The sequence below is a fragment of the Epibacterium ulvae genome, assembly GCF_018678075.1.
In the GTDB taxonomy this organism is placed as follows: domain Bacteria; phylum Pseudomonadota; class Alphaproteobacteria; order Rhodobacterales; family Rhodobacteraceae; genus Epibacterium; species Epibacterium ulvae_A.
Window position 1 is genome coordinate 131009 of record NZ_JAHHIR010000033.1, and the last position, 15027, is coordinate 146035.

The 15027-nt window shown below is 57.7% G+C and carries 17 protein-coding genes; 9 read left to right on the plus strand and 8 right to left on the minus strand.

Going from position 1 to position 15027, the window contains the following annotated elements; all coding sequences use genetic code 11:
* Positions 1-122: 122 nt before the first annotated feature.
* The 6 genes from KMP13_RS08900 to rpe form a co-directional block, all read right to left on the minus strand.
* Positions 123-737 carry a chloramphenicol acetyltransferase gene (locus KMP13_RS08900; protein ID WP_215265503.1) on the minus strand — a complete coding sequence of 205 codons (615 nt, stop codon included), beginning with the start codon at positions 735-737 and terminating at the stop codon, positions 123-125.
* A 153-nt stretch (positions 738-890) separates the two neighbouring features.
* Positions 891-2204 carry a phosphonate ABC transporter, permease protein PhnE gene (phnE, locus tag KMP13_RS08905; RefSeq protein ID WP_215265504.1) on the minus strand — a complete coding sequence of 438 codons (1314 nt, stop codon included), beginning with the start codon at positions 2202-2204 and terminating at the stop codon, positions 891-893.
* A 3-nt stretch (positions 2205-2207) separates the two neighbouring features.
* Positions 2208-3083 (minus strand): phosphonate ABC transporter, permease protein PhnE, encoded by an 876-nt coding sequence (gene phnE, locus KMP13_RS08910; protein ID WP_215265505.1) that lies wholly within the window; start codon positions 3081-3083, stop codon positions 2208-2210.
* Between the two features lie 70 nt (positions 3084-3153).
* Positions 3154-4062, minus strand: a complete 909-nt coding sequence (phnD, locus tag KMP13_RS08915; RefSeq protein ID WP_215265506.1) for a phosphonate ABC transporter substrate-binding protein — start codon at positions 4060-4062, stop codon at positions 3154-3156.
* A gap of 66 nt (positions 4063-4128) precedes the next feature.
* A complete protein-coding gene (gene phnC, locus KMP13_RS08920) occupies positions 4129-4950 on the minus strand; it encodes a phosphonate ABC transporter ATP-binding protein (protein ID WP_215265507.1) in 822 nt (273 codons plus the stop codon).
* A 154-nt stretch (positions 4951-5104) separates the two neighbouring features.
* Entirely contained in the window at positions 5105-5794 is a 690-nt protein-coding gene (gene rpe, locus KMP13_RS08925; protein WP_215265508.1) for a ribulose-phosphate 3-epimerase, read from the minus strand.
* Between the two features lie 204 nt (positions 5795-5998).
* Here rpe and KMP13_RS08930 point away from each other — a divergent pair, with 204 nt between their 5' ends.
* Positions 5999-6454 (plus strand): universal stress protein, encoded by a 456-nt coding sequence (locus KMP13_RS08930; RefSeq protein WP_215265509.1) that lies wholly within the window; start codon positions 5999-6001, stop codon positions 6452-6454.
* A gap of 45 nt (positions 6455-6499) precedes the next feature.
* Here the strand turns inward: KMP13_RS08930 and KMP13_RS08935 are convergent, their stop codons facing one another.
* Positions 6500-7081, minus strand: a complete 582-nt coding sequence (locus KMP13_RS08935) for a CGNR zinc finger domain-containing protein (protein ID WP_215265510.1) — start codon at positions 7079-7081, stop codon at positions 6500-6502.
* Between the two features lie 130 nt (positions 7082-7211).
* Here KMP13_RS08935 and KMP13_RS08940 point away from each other — a divergent pair, with 130 nt between their 5' ends.
* The 8 genes from KMP13_RS08940 (at position 7212) to KMP13_RS08975 (ending at position 14516) form a co-directional block, all read left to right on the plus strand.
* A complete protein-coding gene (locus tag KMP13_RS08940; protein WP_215265511.1) occupies positions 7212-7826 on the plus strand; it encodes an FMN-dependent NADH-azoreductase in 615 nt (204 codons plus the stop codon).
* A gap of 136 nt (positions 7827-7962) precedes the next feature.
* Positions 7963-8526 (plus strand): NifU family protein, encoded by a 564-nt coding sequence (locus tag KMP13_RS08945; RefSeq protein WP_215265512.1) that lies wholly within the window; start codon positions 7963-7965, stop codon positions 8524-8526.
* A gap of 4 nt (positions 8527-8530) precedes the next feature.
* Positions 8531-9130, plus strand: a complete 600-nt coding sequence (gene tsaB / locus KMP13_RS08950; RefSeq protein ID WP_215265513.1) for a tRNA (adenosine(37)-N6)-threonylcarbamoyltransferase complex dimerization subunit type 1 TsaB — start codon at positions 8531-8533, stop codon at positions 9128-9130.
* A complete protein-coding gene (locus KMP13_RS08955) occupies positions 9123-9569 on the plus strand; it encodes a GNAT family N-acetyltransferase (protein WP_215265514.1) in 447 nt (148 codons plus the stop codon). The genes tsaB and KMP13_RS08955 overlap by 8 nt, the downstream gene beginning before the upstream one ends.
* A gap of 152 nt (positions 9570-9721) precedes the next feature.
* Positions 9722-10720: a BMP family lipoprotein gene (locus KMP13_RS08960; RefSeq protein ID WP_215265515.1), complete on the plus strand. Its 999-nt coding sequence runs from the start codon at positions 9722-9724 to the stop codon at positions 10718-10720.
* Between the two features lie 162 nt (positions 10721-10882).
* Positions 10883-12412 carry an ABC transporter ATP-binding protein gene (locus KMP13_RS08965; RefSeq protein ID WP_215265516.1) on the plus strand — a complete coding sequence of 510 codons (1530 nt, stop codon included), beginning with the start codon at positions 10883-10885 and terminating at the stop codon, positions 12410-12412.
* Entirely contained in the window at positions 12412-13506 is a 1095-nt protein-coding gene (locus tag KMP13_RS08970) for an ABC transporter permease (RefSeq protein ID WP_215265517.1), read from the plus strand. Before KMP13_RS08965 ends, KMP13_RS08970 begins: the two co-directional genes overlap by 1 nt.
* Positions 13506-14516 carry an ABC transporter permease gene (locus tag KMP13_RS08975; protein WP_215265518.1) on the plus strand — a complete coding sequence of 337 codons (1011 nt, stop codon included), beginning with the start codon at positions 13506-13508 and terminating at the stop codon, positions 14514-14516. Before KMP13_RS08970 ends, KMP13_RS08975 begins: the two co-directional genes overlap by 1 nt.
* 270 nt (positions 14517-14786) lie before the next feature.
* On the opposite strand, the gene KMP13_RS08980 is transcribed toward KMP13_RS08975, so the two are convergent.
* Positions 14787-15027, minus strand: a 241-nt coding sequence (locus KMP13_RS08980) for an integrase core domain-containing protein (protein ID WP_215265519.1), incomplete at its 5' end; no start/stop codon positions are given.

Sequence of the window (15027 nt, forward strand, 5' to 3'; positions counted from 1 at the left end):
AACACTCCCGCCCAGTTTTGCCGCTCTAAAAAGCGCCTAAACCCGTTGGGCCGGGCGCCCTGCTGGCGCAGGGCGCGGGCGGTCAGCAACAAGCGGTGGCGCATCTTGTGCTGTATCAGGGGTCATTCGTATTTTTCGAGAAAACCTTCAATCGGCAGTGAGCGAAAATCTGGCAGCGCCTGTCGCAATTGATCATGATCCCACGCCCACCAGGCCAGCGTCTGCAACCGTTCCGCGATATCCTCAGAGAACCGTCGTCGGATCAGCTTGGCGGTATTGCCGCCCACAATCGTATAGGGCGCCACATCCTTGGTCACCACTGCGCCTGATGCCACAATCGCGCCATCGCCAATGGTAACCTCCGGCTTGATCATCGCCCCATGGCCGATCCAGGTGTCATGGCCAATATGCGCCATCCGGCCAGCCCTACGCGCAAACCAATCCGCATCGTCCGGCACATCGTTCCAGTAAGAGGCCGAGCGGTACAGGAAATGATGTAACGAGGCTCTCTCGATCGGGTGGTCCGTCGCTCCGATCCGCACAAAACTGGCGATATTGGCGAACTTTCCCACCTGCACATTGGCCAGATCACACATCCGGTCGCAATAGCTGTAGTCGCCCATCTCCACATTGGCCAAACGCGTCCCCACGCCGATCTCGACAAATCGACCAAAGCGGGAATTCACAACATCGCATCCTTCTTTGATATGCGGTGTCTCGGCGGAAAGCTTGGGCATGGAATCCCTCCAACTTGTCTGCGTTTAATATACAACTAGACAAATAATACAGACCCGCCCGCATGATCACAAGCCAGCCAGTATGAAGCTTCCATGACAAAAGGCACGGAGATTGCCCCCGCGCCTTTCTTATAATCCCAAAAGAGGCGACGTTTATTTGCCGCGGATCAGACGCTTGCGCAGCCAGCCCGAGAACCAGTCCATGAACATCACCATCAAGATGATCAGGACGATGTAGTAAGACACCTCTTCCCAGTCCTTCTGGGTGATGATCGCCTGCACCAGCATCAGACCGATGCCGCCGCCGGTGATCGCACCAATCACAGTGGCCGAGCGCGTATTGGATTCCAGGAAATACAGCACCTGGCTCAGCAGAACCGGGATGATCTGCGGTAGAACACCAAAGCGGTAGCGTTGCAGCGGCTTGGCGCCCGTCGACTGGATGCCCTCGATCTGCTTGCTGTCCACATTTTCCAGCGCTTCGGAGAAGATTTTGCCAAAGGTGCCAGAGTCGGTGATCAAAATCGCCAGTGCCCCGGTCAGCGGCCCAAGGCCAAAGGCGCGGGTCAAGATGATGGTCCAGATCAGCGCATCCACGCCCCGCACAAAGTCAAAGAACCGACGCACCGCAAAACGCACCGCAAACAAAGGGGCAAAGTTGCGCGCCGCCATAAAGGCCAGCGGCAGGGCCAAAATCGCCGCCCCCAAGGTGCCCAGGAAGGCCATCAGGATGGTCTCAAACAACGCCCAGACCACGGCCCCGTGACGCCACAGCGGATTGTGCCAGAAATCATGGAAAATCGCCGCCGCTTCGCCGTTCAAGGCCAGCCCAGAAATTTCGCCAAAGCTCTTGCCGTAATAGGGGCTCTCCAGCGCAAAGAAGAACAGCTCCCACCCGTTGAAATAGCGGAACACTTCGCTGCGATTGCGCGTCACCGACAGACGGCCCGCATCGGTGGTGATCCCTACCCGGTTTTTGGAGGCGCTGATCCAATCCGGCAATTGGTCGGCGTCCACAGGATAAGTCTGGATCACGCCGCGCGAGCGCGACACCTCAAACGTCATCAGACCAAAGTCCGGCACATCATAGGTGACAAAATTCGGCGCAAAGGTCACCAGATGTCCATCGCCCAGGTCGATTTCCGTGGTCTCGTCACCGCGAACGACCCAATCCGGTTCATTCGCTTCGGTGTAACGCGCCTTGCGGTCGCCCTCGATAGAGACGGTGATCTCGCTGTTGCGGTTGTCCATCGTGACATGGGTTTTGTAGCTATAGGCGTCCGCGACCAATGTCTTGGCATTCTCGGCATTGGCACGTTGCCACAGCGCGGGAATGTCAAACGCCACAAAAATATAAGCGAAGTAAGCGACAATCGCCAATAGCACGGCAAAGGTTGTCATCCGCTTGCGGCGGAACAATTGCGTCGCCTGCAAGGACAGATCGGCAGAAGAATCGAGCATTGCCATGGGTTAAGACCTTCCCGCCGCGCCATGCACCAGCCGGTCGCGGAAATAGCTTGAGACCTGATCGACGATCATGATGGTCAGGAAAAGAATGATGAACATGGCGGCGGCTTCGTCAAAACGGCCCGGGCCCCAGGAAATCGCATTTTTCAGCTCATATCCAAGGCCACCTGCCCCCACAAAACCCAAGATAGCCGAGGCGCGGATATTGATTTCAAGCCGCAGCAACGCATAGCTCAGCCAGTTCGGCGCAACCTGTGGCACCACCCCCAGCAACATCCGTTGCGACCAGCTGGCCCCGACCGAGGCAAGCCCGTCGATGGGCTTCAGATCCGCGTTCTCGTTCACTTCAGAGAAGAGTTTTCCCAGCGCACCAGCAGTGTGAATGGCGATTGCGATCATCGCAGGCACCGGGCCACCGCCCATGATAAAGATCAGAACCAGCGCCACCACGATCTCGGGGATGGCGCGTGTGGCATCCATGATCCGGCGAAACACTGGGATCAGGCGGGGAAACCGCGCCAACCCTCGGGTCGACAGCAGCGACAGCACCACCGCAAATGCCGCACCAATCAGGGTCGACAGGGCGGCGATGTTAAACGTTTCGAGCAGCGCCGGGAGATATTCCCACATAAAGCCGGGCAACTGATCCAAGTTGGCCCAGGCTTCTGAGACAACTTCGGCTGGGTAGTCGAAGAAATTGTCAATCCCACCCCAGAAACTGCCGCCATTGCGGGTCGAGGCGACTTGGAAGCCCGACACCATAAGCACAACAAAAAACAGGAGCATCAGCCCCGAATACAGCCGCTTGCGCGCAACCTGTGCGATGTAGTCATCGGCAACAGTGTTCGCATTCAAATTGGTCGTGGCCAGATCAGCCATCAGGGCGCCCCCGTATTAAAAATGGCGAGCCGACCGCTAGGCCAGCTCGCCTGATAGATCTTAGTCCAGATTAGTTCTTGGACTTCGCCAGACGGGCGCCGATGATGGATTCATAAGCGTCGTGGGTGATCGGGTCGAAGCCCAGGGATTCACCAGCAGAGATGTTGTAGGCGCAGTCTTGGTCGGTTTCATACATACCGTCGATCAGCGCGACCATTTTCTCTTTTACGTCAGCAGGCAGAGCCTTACGCAGAACGATTGGGCCTTCTGGGATCGGCTTGGATTTCCAGATCTGAACCAGGTCGTTCATGTCGATCAGACCGTTGTCGACCATCTTGCGCAGCTGACCAGAGTTGTAGCCATCTTCCCACTCGCCCAGACCGTCGGCCCAGGTTACGCCGCCGTCAACGTCGCCGTTTACAACCGCCAGAACAGTCTGCTCGTGACCGCCGGTGAATTTAACTTCACCAAAGTAGTCGCCGGTTTCCATGGTGATGCCGTCTTTGTATGTCGGGATCTCGATGGAGGGGATCAGGTAGCCAGACGTGGAGTTCGGGTCACCGAAACCAAATGCTTTGCCCTTCATGTCGTCCAACGACGCGATGGCACTGTCTGCACGTGCAAAGCCGATTGAGTGGTATGCAAACGAACCATCAACGTTGATTTTAACCAGAACAGGCTCAACCGCTTCTGGGTCCTGCAGGTAGGTCGCAGCGTAAGAAGACGCGCCCAACCATGCATAGTCCAGAGTACCGCCAACGAGACCCTGGATAACACCAGCATAGTCAGCAGGGGTGAAGATCTTTACTGGAACGCCCAGTGTTTCTTCAACATGCGCCTTCAGGCACTCATGTGCGTTCAGACGGTCCTGTGCGTTTTCGCCGCCCAGGATGCCGATGCGGAATTCTTCGATACCCTCAGCAAAAACAGGGGTGGTCAGTGCGGTGGTGGCCAGAACGGCCGCGATAACATTTTTCATCTCGAAAAGCTCTCCAGGTTAGTCTCCGGAGCGCTTTCACTCCGAAGGGGATGAAAACTCAGGTGGTTACTGTGCCGGAACAGACGCGCCCATTTCGTTGGCTGTCTTTTCCAGTGTCTCGATCTCGGTCGACGTTGCCGCCTCTGAGAACTCGGAGCCGGCGCCATAGATTTCGCGCGCAACACCGGTTGTTAGCTGCTCGGGCAGACCGTCAAAGACGATGCGCCCATCGCGCATGCCAATCACGCGATCACAATAGCGACGCGCGGTATCCAACGTGTGCAGGTTGGCGATCACGGTACGGCCGTCTTCTTCGTGGATACGGCGCAGAGCCTGCATCACGGTCTGTGCGTTCATCGGGTCAAGCGACGCAATCGGCTCATCCGCCAGGATGATCTTAGGGTCCTGCATCAACGCACGAGCAATCGCCACACGCTGCTGCTGACCACCCGACAGGGCCTCGGCCCGTTTTGGCGCGTGCTCAGCAATGCCGAGACGGTCCAGAATATTGATGGCACGGTGAATGTCGTCCATCGGATACAGGTTGAACATGGTCGCCAACGTCGAGCGGCGGTTCAACGTTCCGTGCAGCACGTTGGACACAACATCCATACGCGGCACCAGGTTGAACTGCTGAAAGATCATCGCGCATTCGGACTGCCACGCACGTTTGGCGGCCCCTTTTAACGACGTGATCTCACGCCCTTCAAAGGTCATGGTGCCCTCAGACGCATCGCCAAGGCGGTTCATCATTCGCAACAGGGTCGATTTGCCCGCGCCAGAACGACCGATGATGCCCAGCATGCACGGCTTGTCGATTTCCAGCGTTGCACTGTCGACCGCGATCTTGTCGCCGAACCGTTTGGTAAGTTTATTAATTCGCAGCACGAGCGGCCCCCATCTAACTTGCAGGAGGTCATAGGCACACGTATCAAACTATTTGTGACGCTTACGTAAAAATTTTGTAAACCGCATATCTGGGCGTCGAAAAAGAAAAAGCGGCGTTCACCGCCGCTCTCTCCTGCTCAAATGTGAGGCTGGTTTAGGTCCAGGCGCCCTCGGCCGCCGCGCGGATGCCTTTGATGTTGTCGCCGTAAACCTCGGGGTTGGTCACCGAACCGCCCCGGAAAACCGCAGAACCCGCAACCAGAACATCCGCTCCGGCTTCGGCCACTAATGGCGCGGTTTTCGGATCCACGCCGCCGTCGATTTCAATATGGATCCGACGGTCGCCAATCATCGCGCGCAGCTTGCGGATCTTGGTGGTCATATCGATGAACTTCTGACCGCCAAAGCCTGGGTTCACCGTCATCACACAGACCAGATCGGTCAGATCCAGCAGATGCTCGATCGCCTCCGCCGGGGTGCCGGGGTTCAGGGCCACGCCCGCTTTCATTCCTGCGCCACGGATCGCTTGCAGCGTGCGGTGAATATGCGGCCCCGCTTCGATATGCGCCGTCAGGACATCGGCGCCCGCATCCGCATAGGCATCAATATAGGGGTCAACCGGTGCGATCATCAGATGCACATCCATGACCGTTTTGACATGCGGGCGGAACGATTTCACCGCTGCTGGACCAAAGGTCAGGTTCGGCACGAAATGTCCGTCCATCACATCCACATGCACCCAATCTGCGCCTTGGGCCTCAATCGCTTGGATTTCCTGGCCAAAATTGGCGAAATCCGCCGAGAGGATAGACGGGGCAATCTTGATTTTACGGTCAAAAGACATGGGGGCAGGTCCTGTCATGTGCTGGTTTGGCGCCTCTATAACGACTGAGGCGGTCCAACAGCAAGGCAAAGACCGCAAACCTGTCGCATTCGCCGCAACCTGCCCACCGTGGCGCGGATCCGACCCAAAGTCACAGCCCCACCTCTATTGCGCGCGCGCCCCGCTTGCGTCATGATCGTGCGACACAATAATTATGGATATCGGATGCGCAAATTCCTTGTTGTTTTGGACGACAGCCGTGAGTGCCTGAATGCGATGCGGTTCGCGGCGATGCGGGCGGCCCACACCGGCGGTGGCGTCACGATCCTGTCGATCATCCCTCCGGATGAGTTCAATCACTGGATCGGTGTCGGCGAAGTGATGCGCGAAGAAACCCGCGAACGTATCACCGTGCATTTCGAAGTCTTTGCCAAATGGATGCGCGACCGCCAGGATATTGATCCCGAACTTGTGATTCGCGAAGGCGATGCTGTGCCCGAAATCTTGGCGCAAATCACCGAAGATCCGGAAATTGGCGTGCTTGTGCTTGGCGCTGGCAACGAACGCTCGGGCCCCGGACCGCTGGTCAATCAGCTCAGCAAATCCGCCGGCACCCTGCCGGTTCCTGTTACCATCGTACCCGGCGATCTGTCCAAAGAAAAACTGGAAGAGATCACCTGATCCCCTCCCCTACCCTTTCCCAGAATACCGATGCGCGTGGCCTTTTTACTGGCGCGCCCGATGCGCCTTGACCTTGGCGCGATTGCCGCAAACGGCCATGCTGCACCATCGGCGCCGGTTGTTGCGCGTGTTATCGTGAAACCAATAGGTGCACGTGGGCGAACCACATTCGCGCATCCGCTCGGGCGTGTTCAAACAATATAGCTCAGCAATCTCCACAGCCACCCGCACGACCAGATCATCAGCCGTCTCCAACAATGGCTGAAACCTCATATTTCGTTGGCCTTCGGCGCCTGTTTCGATCTCGTAATGGCCGCGCCCCGTGGTCAGCAGATCGTTCAGGCGCGCCATAAATTCGGGTGAGGCTTCGGGGATATTTTCCTGCATCTCAGTGCGCAACGCACGTAACGTATCCGCCGCCTTCTCCAGATCATCCGCCGTCAACGCCGCCGCCAGACGCGCCGCTTCTTTTGCCGTCAGCAGCCCAACCGCCGCCATCCAGGACAACAGCTCCTGACCGTTCACCAACCAGTCCAGCTCTGCGCCGTATGGGGCGCCGATGGTGTTGACGACTTCCAGACCAACATGATCCGCAATCAAATAAGGAGCAGGCAGATTTGACGCCATATTTTTACCTTCCAGTGATGAAGTTCACAACTCTGTGTGGAGTGCTGCAACCACCATAACAGAGTTTGACAAGTTACGCGAGTCGCCTGTAACCAATTAAACATATATTAGACAGTTACGGAGACGATCCATGACCAAACTGCTGCACATCGTTGCGTCCCCTCGTGGCGCAGAATCGAAATCCAACGCGCTGGCGTCGGCTTTTGTTGACTCGCAAAAAGCGAAAAACCCAGATCTGGACGTAGACGTTCTAGACCTCTTTACCGAAGAGCTGCCCGCGTTTGACGGCGACCCAGCGGCTGCCAAGATGACCTTTTTTGGCGTTGGCGAAATGGACCCTGCAAAAGAGAAAGCCTGGGATCAGGTTGCATCTATCACGCAGCGTTTCATGTCCGCAGACCACATCGTCATCGGCGCGCCTATGTGGAACGGTGGCGTATCCTACCGCCTGAAGCATTACATCGACATCATCACGCAGCCGGGCATGCTGTTCGGTTTTGATCCAGAAAAAGGCTACTTTGGCCTGCTGGAAAACAAAAAAGCAACCCTGATCACTTCTTCTGGCGTCTGGGCACCGGGTGCGGATGCGAAATACGGTTCCGACTTCCACAGCAACTACCTGCAATGGTGGCTGGAAACCATCGGCATCAAAGACGTCGACACCGTGCGCTACCAGCCGTCCCTGCTGACAGCTGATCCGCAGGCCGGATACGACGCGGCTCTGGCAGAGCTGAAAGCCCTGTAATCACCGTGTGGATGTAAAGACCTTGGCGGCTGCGCAAAAGCGTGGCCGTCTTTTTTCTGTTTAGAATGGTTCCAAAACTTGACTTATCGCTGCATCAAGCGCATATGCCATAGGGCATTCTTAAGGAGGGTCCCGCATGTTCATTCAGACAGAGTCGACGCCAAACCCGGCGACGCTGAAATTCCTTCCAGGCCAAACGGTACTGGACGCGGGCACCGCTGATTTCCCATCCGCCGAAACGGCCGATAAATCCCCTCTGGCCACCCGCATCTTTGCGGTGACCGGTGTCGAGGGCGTGTTCTTTGGCAATGATTTTGTCACCGTGACCAAAGCCGAGGGCGTGGAATGGGATCACATCAAACCCGCCATCCTTGGTGCGGTGATGGAGCATTACCAATCCGGCCAGCCGGTTATGGCGTCTGATGCAGAGCAATCTTCAGGCCATGCAGAGCACACCGGCGAAGACGGCGAGATTGTCGACCAGATCAAAGAGCTTCTGGACAGCCGCGTCCGCCCCGCTGTTGCACAAGACGGCGGCGACATCACGTTCCACGGTTTTGACCGCGGTGTGGTCTACCTGCATATGCAAGGCGCCTGCGCGAACTGCCCGTCGTCAACACTGACCCTGAAAATGGGCATTGAGAACCTGCTGCGCCACTATATCCCTGAGGTGATAGAGGTGCGCCCGGTTGCCGTCTGACAAGATGCCAAGAAAAGATCCCAAGGTTTTGGCCTTTGATACTTCGGCCGCGCATTGCGCGGCCGCCGTGCTTTGTGGTGGTCGCATTGTGGCAGAACGTCTGGAACCCATGACGCGCGGTCAGGCCGAACGGTTGATGGTGCTGTTGGAAGAGGTCCTGACTGAGGCAGAGCTTACCTGGACAGATCTGGATGCCATCGGCGTCGGCGTCGGCCCCGGCAATTTCACCGGCATTCGCATCTCAGTCTCTGCTGCGCGGGGTCTGGCCTTGGGACTGGGGGTGCCTGCGGTGGGGGTGAATGGTTTTGAAAGCCGTGCCCAAGACGGGATCTTGCCCGCAATCCCAGCGCCGCGCGACCATGTCTATATCGCCCTGCCAGACCAAGCGCCGCGTCTACTGCCGGTGGAAGAGGCCAACGCCTGCGCCCGCGGCGCCGGGCTGATGGTGGTGGCCGAGGCGAGCCCAGAGGGGATCGCCGCTCGCATCGCCCAAATCGCGGCCTCTCGCGCGACTGAAACCGTGAACCCGCCTGCGCCGCTTTACCTCAAACCTGCGGATGCAGCGCCATCCAAGGACAAGCCGCCTGCGCTTTTGGATGACTAAGACACTCACAGTGAAACACTTGGCCGCCACCCATCAGGCGGCCTTTACCCAGACGCGGGCCTGGGAGGCGGATGAGTTCGAAAGCCTTCTGACCAGCCCGCTGGTCTTTGCCACGGGCGACGCGCGCTGTTTTGCGCTGGTACGTGTCATTGCCGATGAGGCCGAGCTGCTCACCATCGCCACCCATCCAGACTACCAACGCCAGGGCCTTGCCAGCCTGGTGATGGAAAACTGGCAAGCGCAGGCTGCCACCAAAGGCACGCGTGAGGCGTTTCTGGAGGTCGCGGCAGACAATACCGCCGCCTGCGCGCTTTATATGCGTTTTGGCTATGATATCGTTGCAACCCGCGCGGAATACTACCGCCGCAGCGACGGCACGATCTGCGACGCAATCGTCATGAAACGGGTGTTATCCGCCCATAATTTACCCGACGTATAGGCTGATTTAGCGCCTATCTTCGACCAAACGGTCAAAAAGCCATTGACCCCGCCGCCGGCTACCCTCTTAATTCCGTGGCCTTACGTCACAAAGTCTTGCCCATAATGGGCCAAAAACAAACCCGTCCGAAATAACAAATCTGGGAGTAGACCATGAGCCTGATGAAATCCTTTCTGGGTGCGGCCGCAACCCTTGCTATGACTGCTGGTCTGGCTGTTGCAGAACCCGCCCTGATCTTTGACCTTGGCGGTAAGTTCGACAAATCCTTCAACGAAGCCGCTCACAATGGCGCGCAGCGTTGGGCGGAAGAGACCGGCGGCAAGTACCGCGAGATCGAACTGCAGTCCGAAGCCCAGCGTGAACAGGCCCTGCGCCGTTTCGCCGAAGCCGGAGCCAACCCTGTTGTGACCATGGGCTTTGCCATGGCTGATCCACTGTCCACCGTTGCCCCCGACTACCCTGACACCAAATTCGTCGTGATCGACGTCAACTGGCTGGACCTGCCCAACGTGCGCCAGATCGGCTTTGCGGAACACGAAGGCTCCTACCTGGTAGGCATGCTGGCGGCGATGTCGTCGAAATCCGGCACCGTTGGTTTCATCGGCGGTATGGATGTTCCACTGATCCGCCACTTTGCCTGTGGCTATGCACAGGGCGTCAAAGCGGTGAACCCGGACGCAACTGTTGTGGCCAATATGACTGGCACCACCCCGGCGGCCTGGAACGACCCGGTAAAAGGCTCTGAGTTGACAAAAGCACAGATTTCCCAAGGCGCGGATGTTGTTTACGCGGCGGCGGGCGGCACCGGTGTTGGTGTTCTGCAAACCGCAGCCGACGAAGGCATCCTGTCTATCGGTGTGGACAGCAACCAAAACCACCTGCACCCGGGCAAGGTTCTGACCTCAATGCTGAAACGTGTCGACGTCGCTGTTTATGAGGCGATGAAAGCAGGCGAAGCGGTTGAAACCGGCGTCTTTACCATGGGTCTGGCCGAAGAAGGCGTCGGCTTTGCGATGGATGAATTCAACGCAGAACTGGTGTCCGAGGAAATGGCAACCAACGTCAACGCGGCACGCCAACAGATCATCGACGGCGAAGTCAGCGTTGCCAGCTACTATGCGGACAGCAGCTGCCCGGTTCTGGAATTCTAATCCACACTACATCCGGGGTGTAACACCGCCCCTTGTCACTCTGCCCGGAGGACGCATGTTCCGCGTCTTCCGGGTTTCGAATAAAAACACCATGTGATAGCGGGCGGCGTCCATTTGCGACGCATCAACCGCCTCCAGCCCATGACGACAGTAGGAGCCCCGATGACCGCCGCCGCAATCGAGCTCAAAAGTATTTCCAAGTCCTTTGGCCCGGTTCAGGCCAACAAAGACATCTCCATCCAGGTCCAACCGGGCACCATCCACGGCATCATTGGCGAAAACGGCGCGGGTAAATCCACGCTGATGAGCATCCTCTACGGCTTTTACAAAGCCGACAAAGGCGAGGTCTGGATCAATGGCAAACTGACCGAAATCCCCGACAGCCAGGCCGCCATCGCAGCCGGCATCGGCATGGTGTTCCAGCACTTCAAACTGGTGGAAAACTTCACCGTCCTGGAAAACATTATCCTCGGCGCCGAAGATGGCGGCCTGTTGCGCCCCTCTTTGGCCAAGGCGCGCAAATCTCTGAAAACACTGGCCGCTGAGTATGATTTGAACGTCGACCCCGACGCCCGCATCGATAAGATTGGCGTTGGCATGCAACAGCGGGTCGAAATCCTCAAAGCGCTTTATCGTCAGGCCGATATTCTTATTCTGGATGAGCCCACCGGGGTTTTGACCCCGGCCGAGGCCGACCAGCTGTTTCGTATCCTCGACCGGCTGCGCAGCGAAGGCAAAACCATTGTCCTGATCACCCATAAACTGCGTGAGATCATGGAATACACCGACACCGTGTCGGTGATGCGCCGGGGTGAGATGACGGCCACTGTCAAAACGGCCGAGACCAGTCCAGAACATCTGGCCGAGCTGATGGTGGGCCGCAAAGTCCTGTTGCAGGTCGACAAAATTCCCGCCAAACCCGCCGCCCCCGTGCTTGAGATTGAAAACTTGCGGGTGTCAGATGAGACCGGCGTGGAACGTGTCAAAGGCATCAACCTGACGGTCCGCGCCGGTGAAATCCTCGGCATTGCAGGCGTCGCGGGCAATGGCCAGTCGGAGCTTTTGGAAGTGCTTGGCGGCATGCGCACTGGCCAAGGCAGCATAAAATTGCATGGCGCGCCCCTACCCCTGACCGGCTCAGGCGCCAATGGCCGTGCACGGCGTGCTGCCCATATCGGTCACGTCCCCGAAGATCGCCAGCGTGAAGGTCTGATCATGGACTTCCACGCCTGGGAAAACGTCGCCTTTGGTTATCACCGCGCACTCGAATTCCAAAAAGGCGTCCTGATGGACAACGCAGCCCTGCGCGCTGATACCGAAGCAAAAATGGAGAAATTCGACGTCCGCCCCCCCGATCCCTGGCTTGCGGCCAAGAATTTCTCCGGCGGCAACCAACAGAAAATCGTCGTCGCCCGCGAGATCGAGCGTAACCCCGACCTCTTGCTGGTTGGACAGCCCACCCGTGGTGTCGACATTGGCGCGATTGAGTTCATCCACCAACAGATTGTCGCCCTGCGTGACCAAGGCAAAGCCGTGCTACTGGTGTCGGTCGAGTTGGAAGAAATCCTGTCTCTGGCAGATCGCGTTGCGGTGATGTTTGACGGCCATATCATGGGCGAACGCCAAGCCGCCGAGACTGACGAAAAAGAGCTGGGCCTCCTGATGGCAGGCATGACGGCGGAGACTGCATAATGGAAAAAATGCCAAAATGGGCGGATGTCGTCCTGATCCCTTTGATCAGCCTGCTACTGGCAGCTGGCCTGTCCGCATTGGTGATCCTTGCCATCGGTGAAAGCCCGACCGAAGCCTTGAACCTGATGATCGAAGGCGCGCTTGGCTCGACCTATGGTTGGGGTTACACGCTCTATTACGCGACCAACTTCCTCTTTACCGGGCTAGCGGTTGCGGTGGCCTATCACGCGGGTCTGTTTAACATCGGCGGCGAAGGTCAGGCGATGCTGGGTGGCCTTGGCGTGGCCTATGCCTGCCTGTTCATTCCTTGGCCCCATTGGACCGTGGCCCTGTTGTTTGCTAGCATTGCGGCCGGGCTGTTTGGTGCGACCTGGGCGGCGATCCCCGCCTATCTTCAGGCCAAACGCGGCAGCCACGTGGTGATCACCACCATCATGTTCAACTTTATCGCAGCCGCTCTGCTGAACTATATGCTGGTCAATATCCTGAAACCCGAAGGCAGCTTTGACCCGGCCACCGCACGTTTCCCCGAAGCGGTGCATCTGCCCTCCCTGCATGAAATCCTGCTGCCCTTTGGTATCAACTTCTCCAAAAACGCGCCCGCCAACGTCAGCCTTCTGGTGGCAATTGTCGCCTGTGTTCTAGTCTGGCTGCTGATCTGGCGCACCTGGCTGGGGTATGAGATCCGTTCTTATGGCAAGTCCGAGACCGGCGCGCGTTATGCCGGCATGTCCCCGGTCAAAATCACCATGATCGCCATGCTGATCTCTGGTGCGCTCTGCGGCATGATGGCGATCAACAACGTGATGGGAGAGGCCGAACGCCTGGTCCTCAACGCCACCGAAGGCGCGGGCTTCATCGGCATCGCGGTCGCCCTGATGGGGCGCAACCACCCGTTTGGCGTCTTTCTGGCGGCGATCCTCTTTGGGTTTCTGTACCAGGGTGGTGCCGAACTGGCGCTGTGGACCTCTATCCCACGGGAGCTGATCGTGGTCATCCAGGCCCTGGTCATCCTCTTCACCGGCGCGCTCGACAATATGGTGCGTATGCCGCTGGAAAAAATCTTTGTTGCTCTGCGGAAGGAAAAAGCCTGATGGATTTCCTGACCCTTATCCAAATCCTCGACAGCTCTGTTCGCCTCGCCACGCCGCTACTGTTGGCCTGCCTAGCTGGTCTGTTCTCTGAACGCGCGGGCATTTTCGACATCGGCCTTGAGGGCAAGATGCTGATGGCGGCCTTCTTTTCGGCTGCGATCGCCGCACTGTCTGGCAATGCCTGGTTGGGACTGCTGGCTGGTATTGGCTCCTCTCTGGCGCTCGCGGCATTGCACGGTGTCGCCTCTATCACCTTCCGTGGCAACCAGCTGATCTCTGGCGTGGCGATCAACTTCTTGGCCGTTGGTTTGACGGTTTTGATCGCACAGGACTGGTTCCAACAGGGCGGGCGCACGCCGTCGCTGCTGGACGGCGGACGCTTCTCCCCGATCGAGCTGCCTTTTGCCATTGGCCCAACCGAGGCCGAGGCCGCTGGTCGCCCCCTTTCACGCCTTCTGGTCGAGGCCGGACCGCTCCAACAAGCCTATTCCGAGCTGATCTCGGGCCATTCCATCCTCGTCTACCTGTCGCTTCTGGCGGTTCCCTTGACGGCATGGGTGCTTTTTGGAACTCGCTTTGGCCTGCGCCTGCGTGCCGTTGGCGAGAACCCTGCTGCCGTGGACACCGCCGGTGTTTCGGTTGTGGCGCTGCGCTTTGCTGCCGTGGGCATCTGCGGTGTGCTCTGCGGCATTGCTGGCGCCTACCTCTCCACCGCGCTGCAAGCGGGTTTTGTCAAAGAAATGTCCGCCGGTCGTGGCTTTATCGCGTTGGCGGCGTTGATCTTTGCCAAATGGCGCCCCTGGTACGCCCTTGGCGCATGCCTGCTGTTCGGCCTGTTCCAAGCGTTGGAGCTACGCCCCGATGTGTTGGAGGCCATTTTCCAGACCAAGATCCAAGGCCAACTGCTGGGCGCCCTGCCCTATATCATGACCGTTGTGATCCTGGCCGGATTTGTCGGCAAAGCCGTCCCCCCCAAGGCCGGCGGCGTGCCATACGTCAAGGAACGATAGCCGAAAATCACTCTTGTTACGGTGCTGACGGAGCGCATGATAAGCAGAGAAAGTAACGAAAGTTTAAGTCGTTTCTTGTGGTTTTTGACACTACTCCAACGAAACAGCAAGAAAAGAATTTCTTATGGTCGCTCAGAGCAACGTTGAAAATTTTCTCCCAAACCGTCCGCATAGTTTTATGAAGGAGCTTAGAAGGTTCCGAACGCTGCTGAAGTGGTCCTGCTTTTAAGGACAGGTTTGCGGCTCAGCTAAGATGTAATCTGGTTGGATTCATGCGGCCTTCTGCGTCTGTTCTGTTGTGAAGAATGCGTCGTCGGGTGATCGTTTGTCGAGAGCAGTGTGAGGCCGCTCGATGTTGTAGAAGCTGATCCAATCTTTAATCACGCGTTTGGCTTGGAACCCGTCCTGCAATTCATGCAAGTATACGGCCTCCTGTTTGAGGGACCTCCACAGCCGTTCGATGAAGATATTGTCGAGATAACGGCCACACCCATCCATCGATATTTTGACT